Annotated in this window: 20 protein-coding genes, 1 other RNA gene and 1 pseudogene; 8 read left to right on the forward strand and 14 right to left on the reverse strand. The window is 71.3% G+C overall.

Going from position 1 to position 23,343, the window contains the following annotated elements:
• Positions 1 to 17: 17 nt before the first annotated feature.
• Positions 18 to 1,007, forward strand: a complete 990-nt coding sequence (locus ACFZP7_RS10915) for a hypothetical protein (RefSeq protein ID WP_029393487.1) — start codon at positions 18 to 20, stop codon at positions 1,005 to 1,007.
• Positions 1,008 to 1,031: 24 nt separating this feature from the next.
• Here ACFZP7_RS10915 and ACFZP7_RS10920 read toward each other — a convergent pair whose 3' ends face one another.
• The 5 genes from ACFZP7_RS10920 to ACFZP7_RS10940 form a co-directional block, all read right to left on the reverse strand.
• Entirely contained in the window at positions 1,032 to 1,763 is a 732-nt protein-coding gene (locus ACFZP7_RS10920) for a bifunctional DNA primase/polymerase (RefSeq protein ID WP_019326194.1), read from the reverse strand.
• Between the two features lie 119 nt (positions 1,764 to 1,882).
• Positions 1,883 to 2,527, reverse strand: coding sequence for a TetR/AcrR family transcriptional regulator (locus tag ACFZP7_RS10925; RefSeq protein WP_019326195.1), 645 nt, complete (start codon positions 2,525 to 2,527; stop codon positions 1,883 to 1,885).
• 114 nt (positions 2,528 to 2,641) lie between these two features.
• A complete protein-coding gene (locus tag ACFZP7_RS10930) occupies positions 2,642 to 3,634 on the reverse strand; it encodes a small ribosomal subunit Rsm22 family protein (RefSeq protein WP_127440488.1) in 993 nt (330 codons plus the stop codon).
• 63 nt (positions 3,635 to 3,697) lie between these two features.
• Positions 3,698 to 4,858, reverse strand: coding sequence for a serine hydrolase domain-containing protein (locus ACFZP7_RS10935; RefSeq protein WP_385634310.1), 1,161 nt, complete (start codon positions 4,856 to 4,858; stop codon positions 3,698 to 3,700).
• Positions 4,825 to 6,120, reverse strand: coding sequence for a multidrug effflux MFS transporter (locus tag ACFZP7_RS10940; RefSeq protein ID WP_385634311.1), 1,296 nt, complete (start codon positions 6,118 to 6,120; stop codon positions 4,825 to 4,827). Before ACFZP7_RS10940 ends, ACFZP7_RS10935 begins: the two co-directional genes overlap by 34 nt.
• Positions 6,121 to 6,229: 109 nt before the next feature.
• On the opposite strand from ACFZP7_RS10940, the gene ACFZP7_RS10945 reads away from it, so the two are divergent.
• Positions 6,230 to 7,246, forward strand: coding sequence for a Gfo/Idh/MocA family protein (locus tag ACFZP7_RS10945; protein WP_164290382.1), 1,017 nt, complete (start codon positions 6,230 to 6,232; stop codon positions 7,244 to 7,246).
• On the opposite strand, the gene ACFZP7_RS10950 is transcribed toward ACFZP7_RS10945, so the two are convergent.
• A complete protein-coding gene (locus ACFZP7_RS10950; protein WP_109203063.1) occupies positions 7,233 to 8,897 on the reverse strand; it encodes an alkaline phosphatase in 1,665 nt (554 codons plus the stop codon). The genes ACFZP7_RS10945 and ACFZP7_RS10950 overlap by 14 nt on opposite strands.
• 132 nt (positions 8,898 to 9,029) lie before the next feature.
• Here ACFZP7_RS10950 and ACFZP7_RS10955 point away from each other — a divergent pair, with 132 nt between their 5' ends.
• A complete protein-coding gene (locus ACFZP7_RS10955; protein ID WP_109203062.1) occupies positions 9,030 to 9,818 on the forward strand; it encodes an SDR family oxidoreductase in 789 nt (262 codons plus the stop codon).
• A 247-nt stretch (positions 9,819 to 10,065) separates the two neighbouring features.
• On the opposite strand, the gene ACFZP7_RS10960 is transcribed toward ACFZP7_RS10955, so the two are convergent.
• Complete coding sequence (locus tag ACFZP7_RS10960; protein ID WP_031020109.1) at positions 10,066 to 10,392, reverse strand: nuclear transport factor 2 family protein; 327 nt, start codon at positions 10,390 to 10,392, stop codon at positions 10,066 to 10,068.
• 232 nt (positions 10,393 to 10,624) lie between these two features.
• Between ACFZP7_RS10960 and ACFZP7_RS10965 the strand changes: the two genes are divergently transcribed.
• Positions 10,625 to 11,182, forward strand: a complete 558-nt coding sequence (locus ACFZP7_RS10965; protein WP_031020111.1) for a DoxX family protein — start codon at positions 10,625 to 10,627, stop codon at positions 11,180 to 11,182.
• Between the two features lie 38 nt (positions 11,183 to 11,220).
• Positions 11,221 to 11,583: a MazG-like family protein gene (locus ACFZP7_RS10970; protein WP_019326204.1), complete on the forward strand. Its 363-nt coding sequence runs from the start codon at positions 11,221 to 11,223 to the stop codon at positions 11,581 to 11,583.
• A 51-nt stretch (positions 11,584 to 11,634) separates the two neighbouring features.
• Here ACFZP7_RS10970 and ACFZP7_RS10975 read toward each other — a convergent pair whose 3' ends face one another.
• Both ACFZP7_RS10975 and ACFZP7_RS10980 read right to left on the reverse strand, forming a co-directional pair.
• Complete coding sequence (locus ACFZP7_RS10975) at positions 11,635 to 12,627, reverse strand: polysaccharide deacetylase family protein (protein WP_385634312.1); 993 nt, start codon at positions 12,625 to 12,627, stop codon at positions 11,635 to 11,637.
• Between the two features lie 34 nt (positions 12,628 to 12,661).
• Positions 12,662 to 13,660, reverse strand: a complete 999-nt coding sequence (locus ACFZP7_RS10980) for a glycoside hydrolase family 11 protein (RefSeq protein ID WP_031020118.1) — start codon at positions 13,658 to 13,660, stop codon at positions 12,662 to 12,664.
• Positions 13,661 to 13,994: 334 nt separating this feature from the next.
• Between ACFZP7_RS10980 and ACFZP7_RS10985 the strand changes: the two genes are divergently transcribed.
• From ACFZP7_RS10985 to ACFZP7_RS10995, 3 genes are all read left to right on the forward strand, one after another.
• A complete protein-coding gene (locus tag ACFZP7_RS10985) occupies positions 13,995 to 15,044 on the forward strand; it encodes an LLM class flavin-dependent oxidoreductase (protein ID WP_385634313.1) in 1,050 nt (349 codons plus the stop codon).
• 65 nt (positions 15,045 to 15,109) lie between these two features.
• Positions 15,110 to 15,970, forward strand: a complete 861-nt coding sequence (locus ACFZP7_RS10990) for an RNA methyltransferase (RefSeq protein WP_193448857.1) — start codon at positions 15,110 to 15,112, stop codon at positions 15,968 to 15,970.
• 557 nt (positions 15,971 to 16,527) lie between these two features.
• The gene (locus ACFZP7_RS10995) at positions 16,528 to 16,809 is read left to right on the forward strand and encodes a hypothetical protein (protein WP_385634314.1); all 282 of its coding nucleotides are present in this window, start codon (positions 16,528 to 16,530) and stop codon (positions 16,807 to 16,809) included.
• A gap of 503 nt (positions 16,810 to 17,312) precedes the next feature.
• Here ACFZP7_RS10995 and ACFZP7_RS11000 read toward each other — a convergent pair.
• The 5 genes and pseudogenes from ACFZP7_RS11000 to ACFZP7_RS11020 form a co-directional block, all read right to left on the reverse strand.
• Positions 17,313 to 19,427, reverse strand: coding sequence for an AIPR family protein (locus ACFZP7_RS11000; RefSeq protein ID WP_385634315.1), 2,115 nt, complete (start codon positions 19,425 to 19,427; stop codon positions 17,313 to 17,315).
• A gap of 38 nt (positions 19,428 to 19,465) precedes the next feature.
• Entirely contained in the window at positions 19,466 to 20,761 is a 1,296-nt protein-coding gene (locus ACFZP7_RS11005) for a hypothetical protein (protein ID WP_385634316.1), read from the reverse strand.
• A gap of 385 nt (positions 20,762 to 21,146) precedes the next feature.
• Positions 21,147 to 21,550, reverse strand: an RNA gene (gene rnpB / locus ACFZP7_RS11010) — RNase P RNA component class A.
• 67 nt (positions 21,551 to 21,617) lie between these two features.
• Positions 21,618 to 22,445 (reverse strand): annotated as a pseudogene (locus tag ACFZP7_RS11015) (DMT family transporter); the annotation flags it as partial.
• A gap of 19 nt (positions 22,446 to 22,464) precedes the next feature.
• Positions 22,465 to 23,298, reverse strand: a complete 834-nt coding sequence (locus ACFZP7_RS11020; RefSeq protein ID WP_385634317.1) for an AraC family ligand binding domain-containing protein — start codon at positions 23,296 to 23,298, stop codon at positions 22,465 to 22,467.
• Positions 23,299 to 23,343 lie beyond the last annotated feature (45 nt).

Below are 23,343 nucleotides of genomic sequence, written 5' to 3' on the forward strand. Positions count from 1 at the left end.
GAAGGTGAAGAAACCTGATGAGCAGGGATCGCGGCCCTCGTAGGCCCCGCAGACTCGGCAAGCACGCGCTCGTGGCCGCCTCGGCGACCGCCCTGTCGTTGACGGCGAGCGGATGCGTGGTGGTGCACGGCGAGCGCGAGGTGCTCCCGTCGGCCACCCGGGCCGAGGCCGCGAAGGCGCTGCAGGGGTTCACCTCCGCGTACAACGCGGCCGACAAGGCGTACGACGCCTCCCTGGACGCCGAGCACACCACCGGCGCCCTCGCCGCGATCGACTCGGCACGGCTGAAGGCGGGCCGGACCAACCACCCGGACGGCAATCCGTCACACGCCCCGCTGGAACTGACGGACGCCAGGTACACGATCCCGAAGAAGGCGGGCTGGCCGCGCTGGTTCGTCGCGGACGCCAAGGCCAACAAGGGCGGTGAGGCACGCTGGTTGCTGGTGTTCACCCGGCACGGCCAGGAGGAGACCTGGCAGGCGGCGTACCTGACGCTGGTCGCCCCGGACAAGGTGCCGCGGTTCAAGACCGACGCGGACGGCTGGGCGGAGGCCGTCCCCGCGAACTCCACCGACGTCGCCGTGCCGCCCGGTGACCTCAGCAAGGGCTACACCACCTACCTGAAGAACGGTGGTGACGCCTTCGCGGACGGCGTCCACACCAGCTCCTGGCGGCAGTTGCGGGAGAAGCGGGCGATCCGCCCCGGCCTGGTCACGCAGTACATAGACGAGCCGCTGACCGGCGGCGACTACGCGCCGCTCGCGCTGCGCACACAGGACGGCGGGGCGGCGGTCTTCTTCACCACGCGCCACTACGAGAAGCAGACGGCGGCGCGGGGGGCGTCGGTGCCGACGCCGAACAAGGACGTGCTGGCGCTGACGGACGGCGAGATCAAGCAGTCGCTGACGATGGAGTTCGTCTCCAACGAGCTGGCGCTCGACCCGGCGGACGGACCGGTGTCGATCCTGGGGCGGGTCCAGGGCATGACGTCGGCGAAGGGCGAGTAGCCCCGGCGGGGCCGGCCGCGGGAGTCAGCGGCGCAGGGGCCAGGCGGCGCCCGCGTGGTCGCTCTCCTCGCCGGCGTGCCGGGCGCAGGCGTCGGTGAGGGTCTCCAGCAGGGTCAGCGGGTCCGGCAGCGGGTGCTCGGGGCCGCGCACCCAGTGCACGGTCCGGTCCTCGCCCGGCAGCCGGGCCGGCGGCACCAGCACGTAGGAACCGCGGCAGTGCCAGCGCAGTCCGGGGTGCTCGTCCATGGTCTCGGGGTGGCAGTCCAGCTCACAGGGCCACCACTCGTCCTCGTCCTCGGGGGTGCCGCGGGTGAGGGTGAACAGCAGCATGCGGCCGTCGTCGCTCTCGGCGACCGGACCGACCTCGATCCCGGCGTCGAGCAGCCTCCGCAGCGCCTCACGACCGGCCTCCAACGGCACGTCCAGGACGTCGTGCACCATGCCGGTGGCGGTGATGAAGTTGGCCTCGGGCTGGTGGCGGGCCCAGCGCTCGATCTGGGCGCGGTCGGTGGTGGACTGCGTCTGCCAGGCGAACGACACCGGGTGCCGGGCGGGGGTGGGGCAGCCGACGCGCTCGCAGGAGCAGCGGTATCCGGCCGGGTGCGCGGCGGGGGCGAGCGGCAGTCCCGCGCCGGCGGCGGCGAGCAGCAGATCCTCCCGGCCACCGTCACCGGCGGCCTCCTTGGGGCGGCGTCCGCGCAGCCACGAGGAGAGTTTGCCCTGCAGACCACTCCGACCGCCGAACTCCGCGCTCATCAATCTCCTCGCCTCGCCGTCGTGCGCACCAGCATGCCCTATGGTCGCACCATTCCGCGCTTCGGGGTCGGGAAGGGACAAACTTCCCTGGTCAGGCCGGATTGGCCGGAACTTTTCGATCAGCGCGGGGCGAGTCCGTGCAGGGCGTAGTCGACGAGCGTGTCGGTGTACTCGTAGGAGATCGGGCCCGTGTACTGGAGCCAGCGCTGGGCGAGCGGGGAGACGAAGAGCTCCAGCGCGATCCGCGGGTCGACCTCCGGCCGGATGTCGCCGGCCTCCTGGGCGGAGCGCAGCCGGTCGACGTAGAGCCGGAGCGACGGCTCCAGGAGCTTGGTGACGAACTCCCGGCCGAGCTTCTCGTCGACGACACCCTCCGCGGCCAGGGCGCGGGACGGGGCCTCGAACTTCGGGTCGCGCAGTTCGTCGACGGTGGCGCGCAGCACGGCCTTGAGGTCGGCGGCGAGGTCCCCGGTGTCGGGGATGCCGCCGGCGTGCGCCTCACCGGCGGCCTGCGTGGCCTGCTCGCCGAGGTCGAGGAACGCCTCCAGCAGGACGTCCGCCTTGGAGGTCCACCAGCGGTAGATCGTCTGCTTGCCGACGCCGGCGCGGGCGGCGATGCCCTCGATGGTGGTCTTCGGGTAGCCGACCTCGCCGACGAGGGCGAGGGCGGCGTCGTAGATGGCGCGGCGGGACCGCTGACTGCGGCGGCTGACGTCGGGGTGCGGCTTGTCGGACGGGGCGGGGGCGGGTTTCTGGGCGGCCATGGCTCGAATTTACCAGGTTGACAAGACGGTACGTCTCGCCGAACGAGGGCGCGGACGGCGGGGTCTGCTGGGGCCCCGTCCGCGGCCGGCGTCCCGACGCCGGGCCGCCGGCCCCTACGACGCGGGCCGGTCGGCCTCCGGCGGCCAGGCATCGCCCCAGTCCGCGTCGCGGGCGGCCTTGTACAGGTCGCCGTGGCGCTTGGTGACCGTCCGGCGGCGCAGTCGCTCGTCGGGCTCGCACAGGTCGAGCAGGACCTGTCCCTTGCGGATCTGCGGGCGCCTGATCACCCGGGAGCCGGCGGGTTCGGCGGGCAGCCGGGTGGCGGCGACGTAGCTGAACTTCTCGTCCTCGTAGGCGAGGGAGCCGCCCTTGACCTGGCGGTGCAGCGAGGAGCGGCTGACCCGCGCCGCGAAGTGGCACCAGTCCGTGCCGGGGACGATGGGGCAGGCGGCGCTGTGCGGGCAGGGGGCGGCCACCCGGAATCCGGCGGCGACGAGCCGGTCACGGGCCTCGATGACCCGGGCGTACCCGTCCGGTGTACCGGCTTCCACGATCACGACGGCCCGCGCGGCCGAGGCGGCGCCGTCGACGAGGGCGGCGCGGTCGGCGGCGGTCAGCTCGTTGAGCACGTACGAGACGGTGACGAGGTCGGTCTCCTCGACGGTGAGCCCCGCCCCGATGCGGGCGCGACGCCATCGGGCCTCGCGCAGGGCGGGGAGGGCACCGGCGATCTCCCGGCCGAGGGCGAGCGCGGGCTCGGCCCAGTCGAGCACGGTCACCGGGCGCTCGCCGGGCCAGGTGGCGCCCACGGCCCAGGTGGCGGCGCCGGTCCCGCCGCCCACGTCGACGTGACCGCCGGGCACCCAGCCGGGCACGGCGTCCGCGAACGCGGCGAGCGCGGAGCGTACGGCGGCGAAGGTGGCGGGCATGCGGTAGGCGGCGTAGGCGACGACGTCCGCGCGGTCGCGCAGGATCGGGGCGTCGGTCGGGGTGTCCCCGCGGTAGTTGGCGATCAACCGCTCCACGGCCTGCGCGGCCTGGCGGGGCGGGAGCCCGTCGACCAGCTCGGCGAGGGCGGCACGCAGGGTTTCGGCGGGGTCGTTCACTCGGCGCATTCTAGGCGGAGGGCGGGACGGCCCCGGACCGGGCGGTGGCCGGGGGGGGCCGGGTCAGATGCCCCGCACCGCCCGTGCCACCCGCGTCCCCAGCGCCGCCCGCGGGGCGCTGTCCGGTGGGCGGCGGCGGGGGTGGACCGTGTTGGCGAGCAGGACCGCGAACGTGTCCGTGGCCCGGTCGAGGACCAGCATCGTGCCGGTGAACCCGGTGTGCCCGGCCGCCCCCCGTCCCGCCAGCTCCCCCATGAACCACGGCTGGTCGAGGGCGAAGCCCAGCCCCGGCTCGGCCAGCAGCAGCTCCACGAAGTCCGGCCCGAGGATGCGCGCCGGCCCGTACGAGCCCCCCGCCAGCAGCGCCCGGCAGAACACCGCCAGGTCCCGTGCCGTGGAGAACAGCCCGGCGTGACCGGCCACCCCGCCCAGCGCCCACGCGTTCTCGTCGTGCACGACCCCGCGCAGCATCCCCCGGTCCGCCTTGGCCCAGGGCCGCCGCTGGTCCTCCGTGGCCGCCGCCCCCGGGCACGGCCCGAAGTGCGTGGCCGTCATGCCCAGCGGCCGGGTGATCCCGTCGTGGACGAGGACGTCGAGCGTGCGGCCGGTGATGCGTTCCAGGACCTGCTGGAGGAGCAGCATGTTCAGGTCCGAGTAGCAGTACGTCCCCGGCACCCCCACCGGCGGCTCCGCCCGCAGCCGCCGCAGCCGCTCCTCGTCGTCGCGGCAGTCGTACAGCGGCAGTTCGGGCCGCAGCCCGGAGGTGTGCGTCAGCAGCTGCCGCACCGTGACGCCGTGCGCCGCCGCGGCCCGGAAGTCCGGCAGGTACGCCCCGACCTCCGCGTCGATGCCGAGCGTGCCCCGCTCGATCTGCTGGACGGCGGCGACCGCCGTGAACACCTTCGTCAGGGACGCGAGGTCGAAGGGCGTGCCGATACTCATCGGCACCCGGGAGCGCTCGGGCAGTTCCACGCCCGCGTCGGCGCGCGCGTCGTAGCCCGAGTAGCGCACGGCCCAGCCCGCCGCCTCCTCCACGGCGAGCACCGGCCCGCGTCCGACGGCGACGACGGCCCCCGCCGCCCAGGGCCGCTCCCCGGCGGTGAGGCCGTGCACCTCCTCGACGACCCGGCGCAGCTGCTCGGGGTCGAGCCCGGCCCGCTCCGGGGTGTCGCTGCGCAGTCTCGGGGTGCTCAGCTCTCCTCCCCCGGGGAAGGACGACGGCACATCCCCGCGAAGAAGGCGAGCGCGATCACCGCCGCGACGAGCTGCACCACGGCCATCGGCAGCGCGGTGTCCTCCCCCGCGATCCCGACCAGCGGCGAGGCGACGGCCCCGATCAGGAAGGAGGACGTGCCCAGCAGCGCCGAGGCGGAGCCGGCCGACCGCTTCACCCGCATCAGCGCGAGGGCCTGCGTGTTGGGCAGGCTGATGCCCATCGCCGACATGAGCACGAACAGCGCGGCGGCCACCGGCACCAGCCCGACCTCGCCGAAGACCCCGAGGGCCATCAGCAGCAGGGCGGTCGCGGCGGCGATGACGATCAGCAGGCCGAGGAGCAGCACCCGGTCCAGCCGCACCCGCCCCACCAGCACCTTCCCGTTGATCTGCCCGACGACGACCAGTCCGACCGAGTTGAGTCCGAACAGCAGGCTGAACGTCTGCGGCGAGGCGCCGTAGATCTCCTGGATGACGAACGGCGACGCCGAGATGGCGAAGAGCGAGGCGAAGGCGAAGCCGCCCGCGAGCATGTACCCGGTGAAGGCGCGGTCGGCGAGCAGCCCCCGCATGGCGCGCAGCGTGTCGCCGACACCGCCCCCGTGGCGCTCCTCCTCCGGCAGGGTCTCGGGCAGCTTGGCCCAGACGACCGCGCCCAGGGCCGCCCCGACCACCGTCAGCACGACGAAGACGCCCCGCCAGTCCGTCACCCGCAGGATCTGCCCGCCGATGAGCGGCGCGACGACGGGTGCGACGCCGGAGATCAGCATGAGGGTGGAGAAGAAGCGGGCCATGGCCACCCCGTCGTAGAGGTCGCGCACGACCGCCCGGGCTATGACGATGGCCGCGGCCCCCGCGAGTCCCTGCGCGAGCCGGAAGGCGACGAGCAGTTCCACGGTGGGCGCGAGCGCGCACAGGGCGGTGGCGACGACGTACACGGCGAGCCCGCTCAGCAGCGGACGCCGACGGCCCCACCGGTCGCTCATCGGGCCGACGACGAGCTGCCCGAGCGCCATGCCGGCCAGGCAGGCGGTCAGCGTGAGCTGCACGGTGGCGGCGGGCGCGCTCAGCGACCGGGTGACCTCCGGGAGCGCGGGGAGGTACATGTCCATCGCCAGCGGCGGCGTCGCGGTCAGCCCGCCGAGGATGAGCGTGACGAGCAGTCCGGCGCGGCGGGCGCCGCGGTCGTGCCGCGCGGCCGGCGCGGGCGGTGGCGGGGTGGTGGTCGGTTGCGGCGTGGTGTGCGGTACGGACGGCCCGCGCTCGGGCATGTGCCCCTCCCTGTTCTACGGATCCGGCACCTATGCTCTCAGCTCGTACGGACTTGAACGAACGAACAGACTCGAACAACCTGAGCGAGGGTGGGGCAGGGTGTCAGCGGTGACCGGGCAGAAGGTGCGCTGGGGGATTCTGGCGACCGGCGGGATGGCGGCGACGTTCACGGCGGATCTGGTCGATCTGCCGGACGCGGAGGTCGTGGCGGTGGCCTCGCGGACCGAGGCGTCGGCGAAGGCGTTCGCGGAACGGTTCGGGATAGCGCGGGCGTACGGCGACTGGGAGAGCCTCGCCCGGGACGAGGACCTGGACGTGGTGTACGTCGCCACCCCGCACTCCGCGCACCGGGCGGCCGCCGGCCTGTGCCTGGAGGCGGGCCGCAACGTGCTGTGCGAGAAGCCGTTCACGCTGAACGTGCGCGAGGCGGAGGAACTGGTCGGGCTGGCCCGCGCGGGCGGCCGCTTCCTGATGGAAGCGATGTGGATGTACTGCAACCCGCTGGTGCGGCGCCTCAAGGCGCTGGTCGACGACGGCGCGATCGGCGAGGTGCGCAGCGTCCAGGCGGACTTCGGGCTGGCGGGTCCCTTCCCGCCCGCGCACCGGCTGCGCGACCCCGCGCAGGGCGGCGGCGCCCTCCTGGACCTGGGCGTGTACCCGGTGTCCTTCACGCAGTTGCTGCTCGGCGAGCCCTCGGACATCGCGGCGCGGGCGGTCCTCTCCGACGAGGGCGTCGACCTCCAGACGGGCGCGCTGCTCTCCTACGACGGCGGCGCGCTCGCCTCGGTGCACTGCTCCATCACCGGCGGCACGCCCAACTCCGCCTCGGTCACCGGGTCCGGCGGGCGCATCGACGTGCCGTACGGCTTCTTCTTCCCGGACCACTTCGTGCTGCACCGCGACGGCAAGGAGCCCGAGGAGTTCCGGGCCGACCCGGCCGACGGGCCCCGCGCCAGCCTCAAGCACGAGGCGCGGGAGGTGATGCGCGCCCTGCGCGCCGGTGAGACCGAGTCCCCGCTGGTGCCGCTGGACGGCACGCTGGCCGTGATGCGGACGCTCGACGCGATCCGGGAACGCGTCGGCGTCCGCTACCCCGGCGAGGAGCCCGCGGTCACGCCGGCTTGAGGCCCGGGTCGCCCGCCTCCGTCACGAAGGACGCGGCGGTCGTGAGCGGCGCGCCCTCGGTGGTGACGTGGGAGACCGTCCTGAAGTCGGCGCGCGCCGCCTCGCGGCCCAGGGACACCGTGGTGTAGCCGCGCAGCCCGTTGAAGAACCTCAGGTGCGGGTTGGCGGTCATCAGGGTGTCCCAGTTGGACGGCTTCTCCGAGCCGTCGCGGCCGCTGGTGACCGAGGTGGTGACGATCTCGGTGCCCACGGTGCGGGAGTCCGGGTCGTCGAAATCGCGCTTGATGTCGAAGCCGTAGGAGACGTGCACGTCGCCGGTGAGGACCATGAGGTTCTCGATCCCGGCGGCCTGCGCGCCGGCCAGGACCCGTTCGCGGGAGGCGGGGTAGCCGTCCCAGGAGTCCATGGAGACCTTGGACGGGGTGCTGGTCGAGTTGAAGCGCCGGGAGAAGGTGACCTGCTGGGGCACCACGTTCCACAGGGCGTCCGACCGGTGCCAGCCGTTGATCAGCCAGCGTTCCTGGGCGTCGCCGGTCAGGGTGCGGCTCGGGTCCTCGGACGCGGGGCCGGGGAACTGCCAGCCGTCGCCGTAGGCCTGGTCGGAGCGGTACTGGCGGGTGTCGAGCACGTCGAACTGGGCGAGCCGGCCCCAGTGGAGGCGGCGGTAGAGCTTGAGGTCCGGGCCGTCGGGCAGCTGAGGCCGGCGCAGCGGCATGTTCTCCCAGTACGCCCGGTAGGCGGCGGCCCGGCGGATCAGGAACTCCTCCGGCGGGACGCTGTTCTCGGGCGTCTCGCCGGCGTAGTTGTTCTCGGTCTCGTGGTCGTCCCAGGTGACGACGAACGGGTGCGCGGCGTGCGCGGCCCTGAGGTCGGGGTCCGACTTGTAGAGGGCGTACCGCAGGCGGTAGTCCTCCAATGTCACCGTCTCGCGGTCGAAGAGGTCCGGCAGGGTGCCCGCGGGGTAGGCGCGGGAGCCGCCGGAGGAGTTCACGGCGTACTCGTAGAGGTAGTCGCCGAGGTGGAAGACGACGTCCACGTCCTCCTGCGCCAGGTGCTTGTAGGCGGTGTAGTAGCCCTGGTCGTAGCGCTGGCAGGAGACCAGGCCGAAGGTGAGGTCGTGGACCCGGCTCCGTCGGGCGGGCGCGGTCCGGGTGCGTCCGGCCGGGCTGACGTACCGGCCCGCGCGGAAGCGGTAGTGGTAGACGTGGCCGGGCGCGAGGTGGTCGACCTCGACGTGGACGGTGTGGTGGAACTCGGGGTGCGCGGTGGCCCGGCCCCGTCTGACGACGCGGCGGAAGCGTTCGTCGAGGGCCAACTCCCAGGACACGTCGACGCGTTCGGCGGGCAGTCCGCCGTCGGCCTGGAACGGGACGGGGGCCAGGCGCGTCCACAGCAGGACGGACTCCGGCTGCGGGTCGCCGGAGGCGACGCCGAGGGTGAAGGGGTCGTCGGTGAGCCGCGCCGCGTCGAGTTCGGCGGCGCTCGCGGTGCCGGCGGACGGCAGGTTCACGGAGAAGGCGAGCGCGGCGGCGGCGCCGGTGACGGTCAGGAAGCGACGGCGGCCCAGGTGCCGGGCGGCGGCGCGGAGTTCGGGCGCGTGCGAGGGCGTGGTCCCGGGCCGGGTCCGGCCCTGGTGGTTCGCGGGTGTCATCCGTTCCTCCCCTTGCGGTGGTTGCAGGGGGCATTCGAATGGCCGGGGACGACACCGGCTTGGCGCGGACATGACGTCCCCATGTCGGACGCATGAGTTCCGCATGTTCGGCCACGCGTACGCTGCCGACCCATGAACACCGTGAGAACCGCCGCCGGGGAGAACACCGGCGCGCAGAAGGTCGCCCTCGTCACAGGGGCCGGCTCCGGCATCGGCCGGGCGGTCGCCGTGGAACTGCTCGCGGCCGGCTGGTCGGTCGCCCTGGCCGGCCGGCGCCCCGAGAAGCTGGAGGAGACGGCGGCGTCGGCCCCCGCGGGCGCCGCCGCGCTGCCGGTCCGCGCCGACGTGTCACGCCCCGAGGACGTGACCGCCCTGTTCGCCGCCGTGCGCGACCGCTTCGGACGGCTGGACCTGCTGTTCAACAACGCCGGGACGTTCGGTCCGGGCGGGGTGCCGGTCGAGGAGCTGCCCTACGAGGCGTGGCGGCACGTGGTGGACACCAACCTCAACGGCGCCTTCCTGTGCGCGCAGGCGGCGTACCGGCAGATGAAGGAGCAGGACCCGCGGGGCGGCCGGATCATCAACAACGGCTCGATCTCGGCACACACCCCGCGCCCGCACTCGGTGGCGTACACGGCGACCAAGCACGCGCTGACCGGCCTGACCAAGTCGCTGTCGCTGGACGGCAGGCCCTACGGCATCGCGGTCGGCCAGATCGACATCGGCAACGCGGCGACCGACATGACGGCGGGGATGCAGACCGGCGCGCTCCAGGCCAACGGGGAGACGGCACCCGAGCCCGTGATGGACGTCGCCGACGTGGCGCGCACGGTGCGGCACATGGCCGAGTTGCCGCTGGAGGCGAACGTGCAGTTCGCGACGGTCATGGCGACGGCCATGCCGTACGTGGGCCGCGGCTGAGCCGGAAACGCGATCCACACATTCGGAATAACCAAGTCCGCAGTATTGCGGCCGGTGATGGACTTATGCTCAACTCTCCTTCACCGGAGCTTCACAGACGGAAGGTGATCCTTCCAGGAAGCTCGACGAGCCATACCGAGGGGGGAGGCGGCAGCCGTGCCGCCGCACCGGCCGGGGGTGGATCCCGCGTGGGACCGCGGGAGCGCGCCGGTGGCCGGCACGGCTGCCGCGCCTTGCGCCCGCCGGGCTACGCCTGCCCGGTCTCGAAGCGCGCGATCCGCCCGTCGTCGTCCACCGTGAAGCTCCACCGCGTACGCATCTCGCCCCAGGCGTCGTTGCGGTAGCGGGCGATGAGGGAACGGCCGCCGTCCGACTCCCGGTCGACCTCCATGTGCCCGTTGGAGGAGAAGATCTCCTGGTCGATCCATTGGGCGAGGTCCCGGTCGGACCCGTCGTCGGCCATGGTGGCGTCCGGCGCGAGCGTCGCGAGGAAGGCGTCACGGTCGTGGGCGTTGACGGCGGCGACGAAGGCGCGGACGGCCGGGTCGCTCAGTCGCGTGGTCTGAATCGTCATGCCGGCAGCGTCACACCGCCCACGGCCGCCCGCCACCGGACGGCGGACACCCACCACCGGACGACGGACGGTCCGCCGGACGTTGGACGCCCCGCCGGACAGTGGCGCCTCGCCGGACAGTGCCGCCCCGCCGCCCTCCCCTTCACCCGAACGGCGCCCGTGAGGGGTCCGCGCGGCGCCGGCGGGCGACGGTGGTGAGTGGTGATGAGCCACCGTCCGTGAGGGAGTCGACGTGAACCGACGTGACCGGCACTGTGTTGACCGGCGTGATGTGGGGCTGCTGCTGCTCCGGCTGGGCACCGGCGGCGTCCTGGCCGCACACGGCGCCCAGAAGCTGCTCGGCTGGTTCGGCGGCGGGGGCATCGAGGGGACCGGCCAGGCCATGGAGGCCATGGGCTACGCGCCCGGCCGGGCCAGCGCCACCGCGGCGGGGCTCGCGGAGGCGGGCGGCGGCACGCTGCTGGCGCTGGGCCTGGCCACCCCGGCCGCCGGTGCGGCGGCGGCCGGCGCGATGGCGGGCGCCGCGGCGGTGCACGCGCCGAACGGCTTCTTCGCCCAGGCGGGCGGCTACGAGTACGCGGTCTCCCTCGGCCTGACCGCCGCGGGCCTCGCGGTCTCGGGCCCGGGCCGCTTCTCCCTCGACCACCTCCTCGGCCACGCGGTCAACCGGAACTGGATGGTCCCGGCCGCCCTCGCGGTGACGGCGGCGGCCACCACGGTGGTCGTCGGGGCGAGGAACCGGCGGGTGCGCAGGGCCGCGGAGGGACAGCAGGAGCCCCTGTTCGACTGACGTACCGCTCGCCGTCCCACCCGTGGCAGGCTGCCGCCATGAGCGACGACGACGCCCGCGCCGGACACCCGTCCCCCGGCCCCGCCGACCTGTGGACCACGATCGACGCCCTCTGGACGGGGCTGGAGGCGGACCAGCCGGTCGGTGGCCGTGAGGGACTGCTGCTGCGCATGCTGAAGCTGTCCGAGGAGGTCGGCGAGGTCGCCGAGGCGGTCATCGGCGCGACCGGCCAGAACCCGCGCAAGGGTGTCAGCCACACCTGGGAGGACGTGGAGGCGGAGCTGTGCGACGTCGCCATCACAGCCCTGGTGGCGCTGCGCACCCTGACGCCCGAGGCACGGGCGGTGTTCGAGGGCCATCTGGCGCGGGTGGCGGCGCGTTCCCCGGCGCCGGGCACCTGAAAGGCCGGACCCGGGAGCGGTGTCCCGGGCCCGGCCCGCGCACGACGCCGGTCAGCCCGTACGGCAGGAGACCGTCGGCCAGGTCCAGTTGCCGTTGGCCTGGACGGTGACGCCCCAGTTGTTGCCGCTGCCGTTGGACTTGGCCGTCAGCACCTGGGCACTGGGATAACTGGCGTTGACGTTCCAGGTGGACATGATCCGGGCCGGGGACGGCACGTTCATCGTCACCGTCCAGTCACTGGCGCCGCTCACCGAGACGTCGAGGTTGTACCGGTCCCCCCACCGCTGCCCGGCGGACAAGGTCGCGGTGCAGCCGCCGCCTCCGCCACCGCCGCCGTCACCACCGCCGCCGCTGCCGTCGGGGGCCACGGCACGCCCGGTCTGCGGCGAGATCATGCCGGAGCACAGGCCCTTGGCCGCCAGGGTCTGCGCGATGCGCGGGATCGCCGCGAGCGTGTTGGCGGGCCAGTCGTGCATGAGGACGACCTGGCCGTCGCCCAGCCGGGAGACGGCCTGCACGATGGCGTCGGTACTGGCGTTGTTCCAGTCCTGCGTGTCGACGTCCCAGAGCACCTCGGTCAGCCCGTACTTGGCCTCGACCGTCCGCAGGGTGGCGTTGGTCTCGCCGTACGGCGGACGGAAGAGCTTCGGCGTGCCACCGCCCGCGTTCGCGAGGGCCTGCTGTGTCCGGGAGATCTCCGAGTCCATCTGCGCCTGACTCAGCTGGGTCATGTGCGGATGGGTGTAGCTGTGGTTGGCGACCCACATGCCGGCGTCGACCTGGGCCCGGACCAGCGCCGGGTTCTGGGCCGCGTACTGGCCCTGGTTGAACATGGTGGCCCGCAGCCCGTTCTGCCGCAGCGCGCCGAGCAGGGCCTGGGTGTTGCCGGACGGTCCGTCGTCGAAGGTCAGCCCGACGTAGCCGGCGCAGGCGGTGGTCCGCGCGGGTGCGGCCTCGGCGGCGACGGTGCCCGCGGCGGCCAGTGCGGCGACGCAGACCGCGGTGACCAGGGACCGCGGGGACGGACGGGATCTCGTGCTCATGGGAGCGGCTCCTCCTCTCTCCTCCGGGACCGGGTCAGCCCGCGCTGCAGGAGACCGACGGCCAGGTCCAGTTGCCGTTGGCCTGGATGGTGGCGCCCCAGGTGTTCCCGCTGCCGTTGGGCCGGGCGGTGAGCACCTGTGCGCTGGGGTACGTGGCGTTGACGTTCCACGTCGACATGACCTTCGCCGGGGACGGCACGTTCATCGTCACCGTCCAGTCACTGGCGCCGCTCACCGAGACGTTGAGGTTGTACCGGTCGCCCCACTTCTCCCCGGCGGAGACCGTCGCGGTGCACCCGCCGCCGCCACCGCCCCCGCCGCCCCCGCCGGAGCCGGTGCCCCCGACCGTGATGTCGGAGCTGCCGCTGCTCTGGTAGCCCTCGGTGGCCATGATCATGTAGTAGCTGAAGCTGCCCAGCGGCATCCCGGCCCGCGACCACGCGTCGAAGTGGTTGCCGGTGGTGATGGTGCCGCCGGTCCGCTTGGACTGCCGCACGCTCCAGTACTGGTCGAAGGTGCGGGTGCCCTCGACCGAGGGGGCGTTGTAACGGGTCGTCTTGTAGATGTCGTAGGTGCCGCCGTCGGTGGTCACGGTGCCCTTGAACTCGCCCGTGGGCCGGTAGGTGCCCCAGTTGTCGACGATGTAGTACTCGACGAGCGGGTTGGACGTCCACCCGTAGAGGGCCAGGTACGCGTTCCCGGACGGGTTGAAGGTGCCCGAGTACTGCACGGTCCGGCGTCCGCCGTTGCTCCAGCCCTTGCCGGCGACGAAGTTGCCGGTGTTGCGCCACGAGGTGCTGTACTGGCCGCCGGAGCCCATGTCCATGGAGACGGTGCCCTGGCTGTCGGTCCAGAACGAGTAGTAGTAGCCGTTGTTGGTGCCCTCCTGATTGGTCGTGACGACCGTGCCGGCCCGGGCGGTGCCCGGCAGCATCATCGCGGCGAGGGCGGCCAGCGCGACGGCCCACGCGGCCTTGACGAGCAGCGAGACGGGCCCGCCGCCGCGACGCCTCGGTTGTACGAGCAGGTTCATGGGGGGTGCTTCCTCTCCGGAGGGTCCTGCGCGGACCTACGGGGTTCGGACAACGGCGCCAGTGTTGACCTGCACCCATCAAGCGTCAACAGTTTCGGTAAACATTTCGAAACCTTCGGCGCTCTCAAGGGGGAGTCGAATGGAAGAAACCCCAGCCCAAGCCATCCATGTGCAGGCACCTCACACATCGACAAGGGAGCTCCCACCGAGTACACCGGAAAGGACGGTGAAGACATCCGAAACATTCGAATCCCCTACTCCCTGGACAGCCGCGACGCGGACTCACATCCTCGGTGGGACAGAACACCGCTGTCCCCGACGGAGGTTGGCGCTCGTGAAGTTCAGCTACGCGATGCTCCCCGACTACCCCCTGGCACAGTCCCTGGAATCGATCCGGCTCGCCGACGAACTCGGCTTCCACGCCTGCTACGCTGCCGACGAGACCTGGCACAAGGACCTCTGGCTGCTCTTCGCCGCGGCCGCCGGACGCACCGAGCGCATCCGGCTCGGCCCCAGCGTCTCCCCCGTGACCCTGCGCGAGCCGACCCTGATCGCCCAGGCCCTCGCCACCCTCGACGAACTCTCGGGCGGCCGCGCCGAAGGCGTCCTGTCCAGCGGCAACTTCGGCCTGCTCGCCCAGTACCGCATCGACTGGGCCCGCACCAAGCCCCTCTCCCGCGTCAAGGAAGCCCTGCACGTGATGCGCACCTTCCTCGACGAGGGCACGATCACGCACGACGGCGAGTTCTTCTCCTACGACGGCCTGTTCACGTTCGCCCGGCCCGTCCAGGACCGGCTGCCGCTGAAGCTCGGCGCGATGCGGGGGCCGAAGTCCTTCGAGGCGGCCGGTGAGTTGTCGGACGGCTGCCACCACGCCCTGAGCTACACCCGCGAGGCATACGACTACGCGGTGCGGCACATCCGGGCGGGCGCGGAGCGCGCCGGCAAGGACTGGCGCTCGCTGGACATCGGAGCCTGGGTGGTCTTCGCGACCGGCCCCGACTCCGCCGCCGCCAGGGAGGCGGCGCGCAGCATGGTCGGCATCTACGCCTCCTCGATGCCCGAGGAGCAACTGCTCCGCAACGGCGTCGACCCGGCCGAGCTGAAGCCGGTCATCGACGCGATCGGCGCCGGCGACCTGGCCCGCGGCATCGAACTCACCACCCCGGCCGTCGCCGAGCGCCTCTCGGTCGCGGGCACGCCCGAGGAGTGCCTGGCCAGGATCGAACGGGACATCGCCCCCAGCGGCGTGAACCACGTCATCTGCGCGATCACCGACCGCGCCCTGGTGAAGGCGTTCACGGGGCGGGACCTGCCGGAGGCGGCGGACGTGGACGCACAGCTGCGGCTGATCCACGATCGGATCATGCCGGCCTTCGGGTGACGCCGCGCCCGGGTACCCTTCGGGGTGCCCGGTGCTCGGCTCCCCCTCGGACCACCCGGTTCGCAATGATCGTCCCAGGCTCGGAGGACCGGGTGGCAGTCCAGCGCATCACGACCCGCAACGCGCGTTTCCAGCAGCTCCAGACGCTGCTGCACAACCGCACCAAGCGCGGGCGGGCCGGGGAGTTCCTGGTCCAGGGCGTCCGTCCGATCACGATGGCGGTGGAGCACGGCTGGACCGTGCGGTCGCTGCTCTACGACGCCGACCGGCCGCTCTCCCGCTGGGCCGAGGACCTGCTGCGGCGGGCCGGTGCCGAGCGCGTGGCGATGGCTCCGCAGCTGCTGGCCGAGCTGAGCGAGAAGAGCGAGGGGGCCGCGGAGGTCCTCGCGGTGGTCGAGATGGCGCCGGACAGCCTGTCGCGGATCAGGGTCCACGACGCCTTCCTCGGCCTGGTCTTCGACCGGCCGACGCAGCCGGGCAACATCGGCAGCATCGTGCGGTCGGCCGACGCCTTCGGCGCGGACGGTCTCATCGTCACGGGACACGCCGCCGACCCCTACGACCCCAAGTCCGTCCGGGCGTCCACGGGCTCCTTCTTCGCCGTGCCCGTGGTGCGCGGCGAGTCGCACCGCGAGGTCGTGGACTGGCTCGGCCGGGAGCGCGCCCAGGGGCGGCCGGTGGCCGTGGTCGGGACGGACGAGGGCGGCGAGTCGGACGTCTCGGAACTCGACCTGACGGGCCCCGTGCTGCTGCTGATCGGCAACGAGACCACGGGGCTGAGCGCGGCCTGGCGCGAGGCGTGCGACCACGTGGTGAGCATCCCGATGACCGGCTCGGCCAGCTCCCTCAACGCGTCGAACGCCGCCTCGGTCGTCCTCTACGAGGCCCGCCGCCAGCGCCTGGCCAAGCAGCGGGCGGCCGGGTAGCGGACGGGGCCCGTCCCGTGCTCGGGGCGGGCGGGGGAAGAGGGGCGGCAGACGAGTCGGGCTGTACGCCGGGGAGAGTCGCCACTGCGCTTTGACCTGTGCAATCAGGCAAGCCGTGCTCTTGCGTGGCTACGTAAGACGGCATCGCGCCTTACAGCGGCTCTGACGCAGGGTTGTCACCTCGGCCGATCCCGCCAGAAGAAGCGCGAACACGATCCTCGACGGCCGAAAACCGTCCTACAGAGCCCTGCCGGGCCGCGCCGCGGCCAGCTTCTTGGCGAACCCGTCCACGGCCTCCGGCGCGTGTAGCGAAGCCTGAACGGCGACCACGGCCTGGCCGAACAGACGGCTCAGCGCGTCGGACTCTTGGCCCGCTTCACCATGACCCGAGCATCTTCCGGATGCAACAAGTCGCAGGTCTCCACACCGTTGCCCTGGTATCGGGCGGTACTGACATTGTTTGTACCGCGACCGGCTGACGAGATATCAGGGCTACGGGGCGCGACGCGTGGCGCAGGGGTGGAGAGTCGGCAAGCAGGGCCTGCGTACTGATCGAGGTGATCGAGTCCGGCGGCATGGGCACGGTCTGGCGCGGCTACGACGCCGTTCCCGACCGGGACGTCGCCGTCAAGCTCGACGTCGTCACATCGTCCGCGCAGGCGAAAGCCTTCACCCGTCGCTCGCGCGCATCGGCCAGGTTGTACGCTCACGCGATCCCAATCGAGGGCCGCAACCAGAAGTCGGACAACGTCCCGATATCGGCAGACGGCACGGTCGAGGTGCTGAACGGCCACCTGATCGGCACAAATCGCTGGGTGCCGCCCGAGCAGATCCCGTAGACCTTCTCAAGGCGGTGATCGCTACGGCCCCACCACGCTCGGCGCCCACAATCCCCGAGCACTCGCCATGCGGGGCAGCGCGCCGTGGTCCTCATGGGCGGTGAGGATTTCCGGCGCACCCTGCCGGGATTCGAAGCACTGGTCGCCGTCTACGCCCGGACAGCGAGCCGTCCAGCGGCAACCGGTTGGAGTTCCAGCGGCGCGCCGCCTCACTACCGGGCCAACCTCGGCCAAGCCACCGCCGCCCTGCGAGAATCCCAGGACGTTCTGGAGGTCCTGTCCGACGCAGACGACGAGGGCCCGGAAGCCGCTGCGGACCTGCGTCAACATCGGCAACCTGCTCCTCTCAGAGCCGTCGCACCGAGGCCGGGGGCGCGTCCTCGATGGCCTTCACGAGCAGATGCGCACCTTGCTCGGGAGAGGACCACGAGCAGACCCGCGAGATCGCTGATCTCCTCATTTGACTGCGCCGCCCGGGGGGGGGGAACCTTCCACCGATGCCGTCAGCCCTCGTCGTCACCCTCTTCAGCCTCTGCCCTGTGGATGCGCTGTGCCAGGTCCCACAGGCTGCGGCCGTCCGGGATGCACCACCGAGCCGTTCCCTGATTGGACACCGGCCGCTCGTCCCAGTCGGCGTCCGCCCACATCTTCGACACCAGCCCGGACGGGGCGTACTGCTGCTTGTCGTACGCCCACAGGATCGGCTTGGTCCGGTGATTGACCCAGGTTGCTTGGCGCCGCCCTTCATCCTCGACGAGCCATTCCTCCATAGCCTTACGTTCGGACTCGTTCATAGCCACATACTGTAGGGGGGTACCGTCCTTGAGGACACGGCGATCGATCAGCAACGGCACCGTGTTCTGACGGCGCGGCTTGCGCTCCTTCACGGGAGGTGCCGGGAGAGCCACGCCCTCAGCCAGATCGGCAAGGACGTTCTTCGCCAGTCCGCGGCACGTCTCGCCGGTCTGGAAAGCGGTCCGGATCTGGGAACGCGGTCCGTGATGAGTGATGATCTGGTGCGTCAGCCGGCGCACCAGATCCGGTACCAGGACAGGGATCTTCTCTAGGACCTCACTGTCCCAGTCAAAGTCGGGGTCGTCGATGCTTGCGCCCCCGAGATGCTGGAAGAGCAGATGGGTGATGAGGAAGCTGCCGTGTTCTGCGGTCGCCGCCTCGCGGCTGTTCTCCCCACTGCCCAGCTCATAGACGGCACTCCGAGCTGCGCGCAGTGTGAGCACGGAACGCCATACCTTCTGCGGAGACGGTTCGCGCTGGAACAGCACGGTGTGACTGCCCTTGGGTCCCTGCTCCCAGAGGTTGTCCGTGGAACTAGCGGCCCGGGCGGCCTGCTCGGCGTCCGGATGCAGGCACGCAAGGGCGAGGGCGAGTTCGTCCAATGAGCAGCCGGTCTCGGGTGCGGCAACCGGTTCACCCCGCTTGATTACGTACTGCTTGCGCAGTTCGGCGCGGAGGTTGGCCTTGATGGCCTGGTGCACGGGTTCCAGCGCGATGTGATCCCGCTGCTCAATGGCGTTCTGCCGGTTGGCCGCCTGTGAGACCTGTACGCCGAAGTCCCGATTTCCCTGGGTGGCGATGACCTTGATACTCAGGTTGGCGTTGGCCGCTGTCTCCCCTTCGTCATGCATGGCCCTGGCAACGGCCCGTACCGTCTGGGCGCCGTTGACGATGCTCGCCCCGCTCACGGCGAGGGTGGTCGGCCTGCTCTGCGGTGACCTGGCACTGTCGTGGTTCGCCGTAAGCGAGTCACAGATCATAGTGATGCCATTGTTCAGGTACCAGAACCTGGTGGGATCAGATGTCAGGGTGTGGCCGATCTCCGCGTTGGTGAGGGTGGTTCCGAGCGGGGCCCGGAGGTTCTGCTCGAACAGGCCGGTACCGTGCGTCTCGTACCACTCGGCAACACTCTCGGCGGAGACGGTGCCCTGGAACGCCTCAAGTGGTCCCTTCTGCTGGTACCAGTCGTCGAGGCGTACATTCAGTTGGATGGGCTTCGGCCGTAGTTCCGCATGGATCTGGTCATGGAAGTCCTTGGCGTACAGCACCTGGACGTTCAGGCGAGCACCATGCCTGTTGAACTCGTGGAGAGCGTTGTCGAGAACCTCACGGGCCGGTGGCGAGGGCTCGACGGTACCCATCAACGCGATGAGCAGAGTGGCCCTCTCATTGATGATGAACGGCCTGGCTTCCAGGGCGAGTGCACCGGCACGCTGGTTGAACTGATCGTACAGCTCGTTCTCGATCCGGTTCAGGCCGTCCACCATCGCCTTCGCGGCGTCGACGTCGAAGGTCGCCGTGCCCTTGTCGCTCCACTTCGCCTGAACGAGCAGGGCCAGCCCGCTCTCCGGCAGTGGGGCGATGGCGTCAAGTCCCTGGTCCGCGATGCCGTCCGTGACGAACCGGGCCGCCTCGGTCACACTGCACTTACCTACACGTCTCACCGCGAGGGCCGCGAGAGCACGCGAGAGGAAGCGCTGTTCGTAGTTGCCGCCTCGGAAGTGCGCGATGTCGCTGTCGTCTATCACCCCGTCGAACGTCTCGTGCAGTTGCTCGCGTACCTGAATGACCTGGCGAGGTGTTTCCGCGCCCGAGGTGGCCATGAGACCTTGCCTTCCGCTGGAGGTGTCTTCTTCGTGGCCTAGAGCCGTGTCTTAATTCCTGAGCCGTTGCCGCGCTGCCGAAGGTTGAAATCCACGACCATCAAAGCGACACCGACTGTGTCGATCGTGGCCTTCACCCAGTCCAAGACCATGTCGAAGGGCACGCCCCGTGCACCGAACCAGCCGTCGCGCACCAACCGAGCGAAGTCGGTCGGTACCAGGTGGCGGGTGAGCGCCTCCACTGGAAGGCCTGTGCCATCGGTGCCCTTCGAGGATGAAATGGCTGTGGCGATCTGGCCGTAGGGATAGATCGCACCGGGACTCGTCCGGTGCAGTGCGGCGGTGAAAGGCACCGGTTCATGAACGCGGAGGAAGAGGGGGTCGTTCAGCAGGCTGTAGTCATCGGCGCTTCGCAAGAGGCGTCTCGGCGCGCGGTTTACTCGATCGTGGAACTCGTCCAGGCGTTGCCGGGCCTCTAGTGGGAACAGCCCGTTGGGGCCGGAGCGTGCGTAATGCAGTATGACGAGAGTCCGGGTCTGGACATGGTAGTAGTAGGCATCAAGGGAGCCCTCACCGCCATCGAGCACCCGTTGACCAGTGATCGACGTGACCTCGAAGTCATGACTTCGATTTCCTCCGCGACGCGCAAACGCCCGGACGACGGTCTCGCCACTGTCACTAAATTCGGTCGCTGCCCGCCCACGGATGTCGTCGAGCATCGGCTGGACCGTGGTCCCGATGAGCCCACTGATGAAGGCTGCCTTGGCGGCTGCTCTGTCCCACAGACGTACCTCGGAGAAATCACTCGGGGCCAGCCCGGCTATCTTGGCGAAGAGCAGAAGGGCGTCGCGCTCGTCACGCCAGCGAAGTTCCCCCGGGCTCTCACCCTCCGCATCGTCGAGCAGAGGCAGCAGCCTCTGGACTTCGGCTTCGACATCGGGTGAAATGCGCTGGAGATTGGTGAAAACGGTGTCTGTGCCGACCGTGACAGGACCGCTCACGGGCAACGACGCGGAAAGGGCGGCCCGTTGCTCCTCGTCGACACCGCAGAGTCCAGAGACTGGCACCACACCTCGGAGACTTCGTGCTCGGGTGACGACAACCTTCCGGTCCCGATCGGTCTCACGAGCGGGGCGTACGATACCCAGCCCCCAGATCCGCTCCGTTTGCTTCCCGCCGGCCTCGTCACCCTGCTCCTGAGCCGGAGCGAGGAGGATCGCGAGGTGTGATTTGACCTCGGGCCAGTCACGGCAGGATTGGGAGTAGGACCTCTCCTTGGTGTGGTCCGCTTTGAGCAGACGAAGGAAATCCTCGTCAGGACGCAGAATCGCCAACCGCGGCGCTCTGGCTGAAGATGGGAAACCTACCCGCCTTGGTTGTGCGAATGTCATCCACTCCCCCGAACCGCCTGCCACCACACCGAGCCAGGCTCAGAGGGATGATAACCCGTCAGCTCCAGCGTCTGGCTTACACCTCCCGAGTTCCCGCCACCTCCCCGCCGCTTCCGTACCTTTCCCGGGCGTCTCGCGTTCGGGTGAGCCGGACTGTGATACTGGAGAACCGCCGCAGCCCAGTTTGCAGAACATGCCCCCCGTGGGCTAGCTGGATGGCTGCCGTGAGGTCCAGTTCGAACCGTACGGATCAGCGTCGATCAAAGCCTTCGATCCGGCTAGAAGGGGCCCCTGCCCACCGCGTTCTCCAGTCATCAGCGGTTGGCGGCAGACGAGTCGGGCTGTACGCCGGGTTCTGTTCCGGCGGGGCCTCGCGGTCCCGCCGGCGACGGCCATCCATCTAGGACCGGCGTTGCCACCGGCCTCCAGCGGTCTACCCGCGGACTCGGGCGGGCAGCCCTCGATCGTCCGCGCAGAGCGCTTTTCACGGCGCTCCTCTTGACCTTGCTCCGGGTGGGGTTTACCTAGCTGCCCAGGTCGCCCTGGGCACTGGTGGTCTCTTACACCACCGTTTCACCCTTACCCGGGACCGAGGTCCCGGGCGGTCTGCTTTCTGTGGCACTGTCCCGCGGGTCACCCCGGGTGGCCGTTAGCCATCACCCTGCCCTGTGGAGCCCGGACGTTCCTCGGGAAGTCCCGCAAGGGACTCCACGCGGCCGTCCGCCCGGCTCGTCTGCCGTGCCGACCATGGTACCCGCCGTGAGCGGGGCTTCGGCGCGGCGGCCGTGGCCAGGACCGAGCCGGTGAGGATCAGGGCGAAGGCGGCCAGGACGGTCGCGGACAGGGGTTCGTCCAGGAAGACGGCGCCGGCCGCGACGGCGATCGCGGGGTTGACGTACGTGATCACCGAGGCGCGGATCGGGCCGGCCTCCTTGATCAGTTCCAGGAAGGCCACGAAGGCCACCGCGGTGCAGACGACGCCGAGGGCGGCCAGGGCGGTCAGGGCGCCGGCCGAGGGCAGGGCGGCGGGGCGGGACGCGACGGCCGCGGGGGCGTACACGAGGGCGGCCAGGGCCAGGCAGGGGGTGATCAGGTGCAGCGTGGGGACACCCTTGAGGTGGCGGTCGGCGATCAGGGGGGCCGTGGCGTAGCCGACGACCGTGACCAGGACCTCCGCCAGGGACAGGGCGTCGCCGCCGGTCAGGTGCGGGAGGGTGAGGACGCCGACGCCGCCGAGACCGAGGGCCAGGCCAGTGACGCGACGGGGGCCGAGCGACTCCGTGGCACTGAAGAAGCGGGAGAGCAGGACGCCGACGATCGGTACGCCCGCGATCAGCAGGCCCGCCGTCGAGCTGGAGAGGTGGCGTTCGGCGTCGGTCAGGGTGTACCAGGGGCCGACGATCTCGATGACCGCGAAGGCCAGCATCGGTTTCCAGTGCGTCCGCACGGTATTGGCCATGCCCGGTCGGCGCAGCGCGAAGGGGAGCAGGAGCAGCGCGCCCAGCGCGCAGCGGGCGAACACCACCCCCGACGGCGACACCTCGTCCACCGCCACCTTGATCAGCAGGTAGGGGACGCCCCAGACCACTCCCATCAGGGAGAACAGAAACCAGCCGCGTGCAGTCATACGGCGAGTCTCGGCGCGGTCAGGGGGCGCCGTCTTGAACGCTGTTGCGGTACGCCGCCGGGGTCACGCCGAGGACCCTGCGGAACCAGCGGGTCAGATGCGCCTGGTCGGCGAAGCCCACCCGTGCCGCCACCTCGGCGGGGCGCAGGCCCGTCTCCAGCAGCCCGCGGGCCCGGGCCACCCGGTGCTGGGCGAGCCAGGCGTACGGGGGCAACCCCGTCGCCGTACGGAAGGCGCGCAGGAGTTGGTAGCGGGACAGGCCGAGGTCGGTGGCGAGGGCCGCCAGGGACGGCGGGGCGAGGAGTTCGTCGGCGAGGCGGTCCCGTACGACGCGGGCGATGCGGCCGGCGCCGGGGACGGTGTCGTCGGCCGCCCGTGCCGTGGAGTGGCGCCGGGCGAGGGCCGTGAGCAGCCAGGGCAGACGGGACTCCGCCTCCAAGGGGTCGGGGCAGCGGGTCAGGTCCGTGTGCGCGGCGCGCAGGGCGGCGGCGAGTTCCGAGTCGTCGAGGACGGGTTCGCGGAAGTGCGGGAGGGCGGCGGGGGCGCGGGTTCCGTCGGTGAGGAGGGCGGGGGCCGCGTACAGGGCCCGGTACGAGTAGCCCTCGGGGGCCGCCGGGCCGCCGGTGTGCACCTCGCCGGGTTCCAGGACGACGATGGACCCGGGCCCCGAGTGGATGTGGCCGCCCCGGTAGGCGATGACCTCCAGGCCGCCCACGGTCACCCCGACCGTGAACTCGTCGTGGGCGTGCGGGGCGTAGACGTGCCGGTCGAACCGGGCGGTGAGGAGGTCGAGGGGCGGACCGTCCACCCCCAGCCGGGCCCTGGTCCACCGTGCCTGCTCGCGCGCGTCCACCGCTCACCACCCCCCGGCACAGCCTCCGCTTGACCCTGCCGCAAC

Source organism: Streptomyces sp. SudanB5_2050 (genome assembly GCF_964272335.1).
Lineage (GTDB): Bacteria > Actinomycetota > Actinomycetes > Streptomycetales > Streptomycetaceae > Streptomyces > Streptomyces rochei.

Bases quoted from the DNA above. Each gene is read 5' to 3' on its own strand.
- ACFZP7_RS10915 (WP_029393487.1), top strand. From the start codon at position 18: ATGAGCAGGGATCGCGGCCCTCGTAGGCCCCGCAGACTCGGCAAGCAC.
- ACFZP7_RS10920 (WP_019326194.1), bottom strand. From the start codon at position 1,763: ATGAGCGCGGAGTTCGGCGGTCGGAGTGGTCTGCAGGGCAAACTCTCC.
- ACFZP7_RS10925 (WP_019326195.1), bottom strand. From the start codon at position 2,527: ATGGCCGCCCAGAAACCCGCCCCCGCCCCGTCCGACAAGCCGCACCCC.
- ACFZP7_RS10940 (WP_385634311.1), bottom strand. From the start codon at position 6,120: ATGCCCGAGCGCGGGCCGTCCGTACCGCACACCACGCCGCAACCGACC.
- ACFZP7_RS10950 (WP_109203063.1), bottom strand. From the start codon at position 8,897: ATGACACCCGCGAACCACCAGGGCCGGACCCGGCCCGGGACCACGCCC.
- ACFZP7_RS10955 (WP_109203062.1), top strand. From the start codon at position 9,030: ATGAACACCGTGAGAACCGCCGCCGGGGAGAACACCGGCGCGCAGAAG.
- ACFZP7_RS10960 (WP_031020109.1), bottom strand. From the start codon at position 10,392: ATGACGATTCAGACCACGCGACTGAGCGACCCGGCCGTCCGCGCCTTC.
- ACFZP7_RS10970 (WP_019326204.1), top strand. From the start codon at position 11,221: ATGAGCGACGACGACGCCCGCGCCGGACACCCGTCCCCCGGCCCCGCC.
- ACFZP7_RS10975 (WP_385634312.1), bottom strand. From the start codon at position 12,627: ATGAGCACGAGATCCCGTCCGTCCCCGCGGTCCCTGGTCACCGCGGTC.
- ACFZP7_RS10980 (WP_031020118.1), bottom strand. From the start codon at position 13,660: ATGAACCTGCTCGTACAACCGAGGCGTCGCGGCGGCGGGCCCGTCTCG.
- ACFZP7_RS10990 (WP_193448857.1), top strand. From the start codon at position 15,110: ATGATCGTCCCAGGCTCGGAGGACCGGGTGGCAGTCCAGCGCATCACG.
- ACFZP7_RS11000 (WP_385634315.1), bottom strand. From the start codon at position 19,427: ATGGCCACCTCGGGCGCGGAAACACCTCGCCAGGTCATTCAGGTACGC.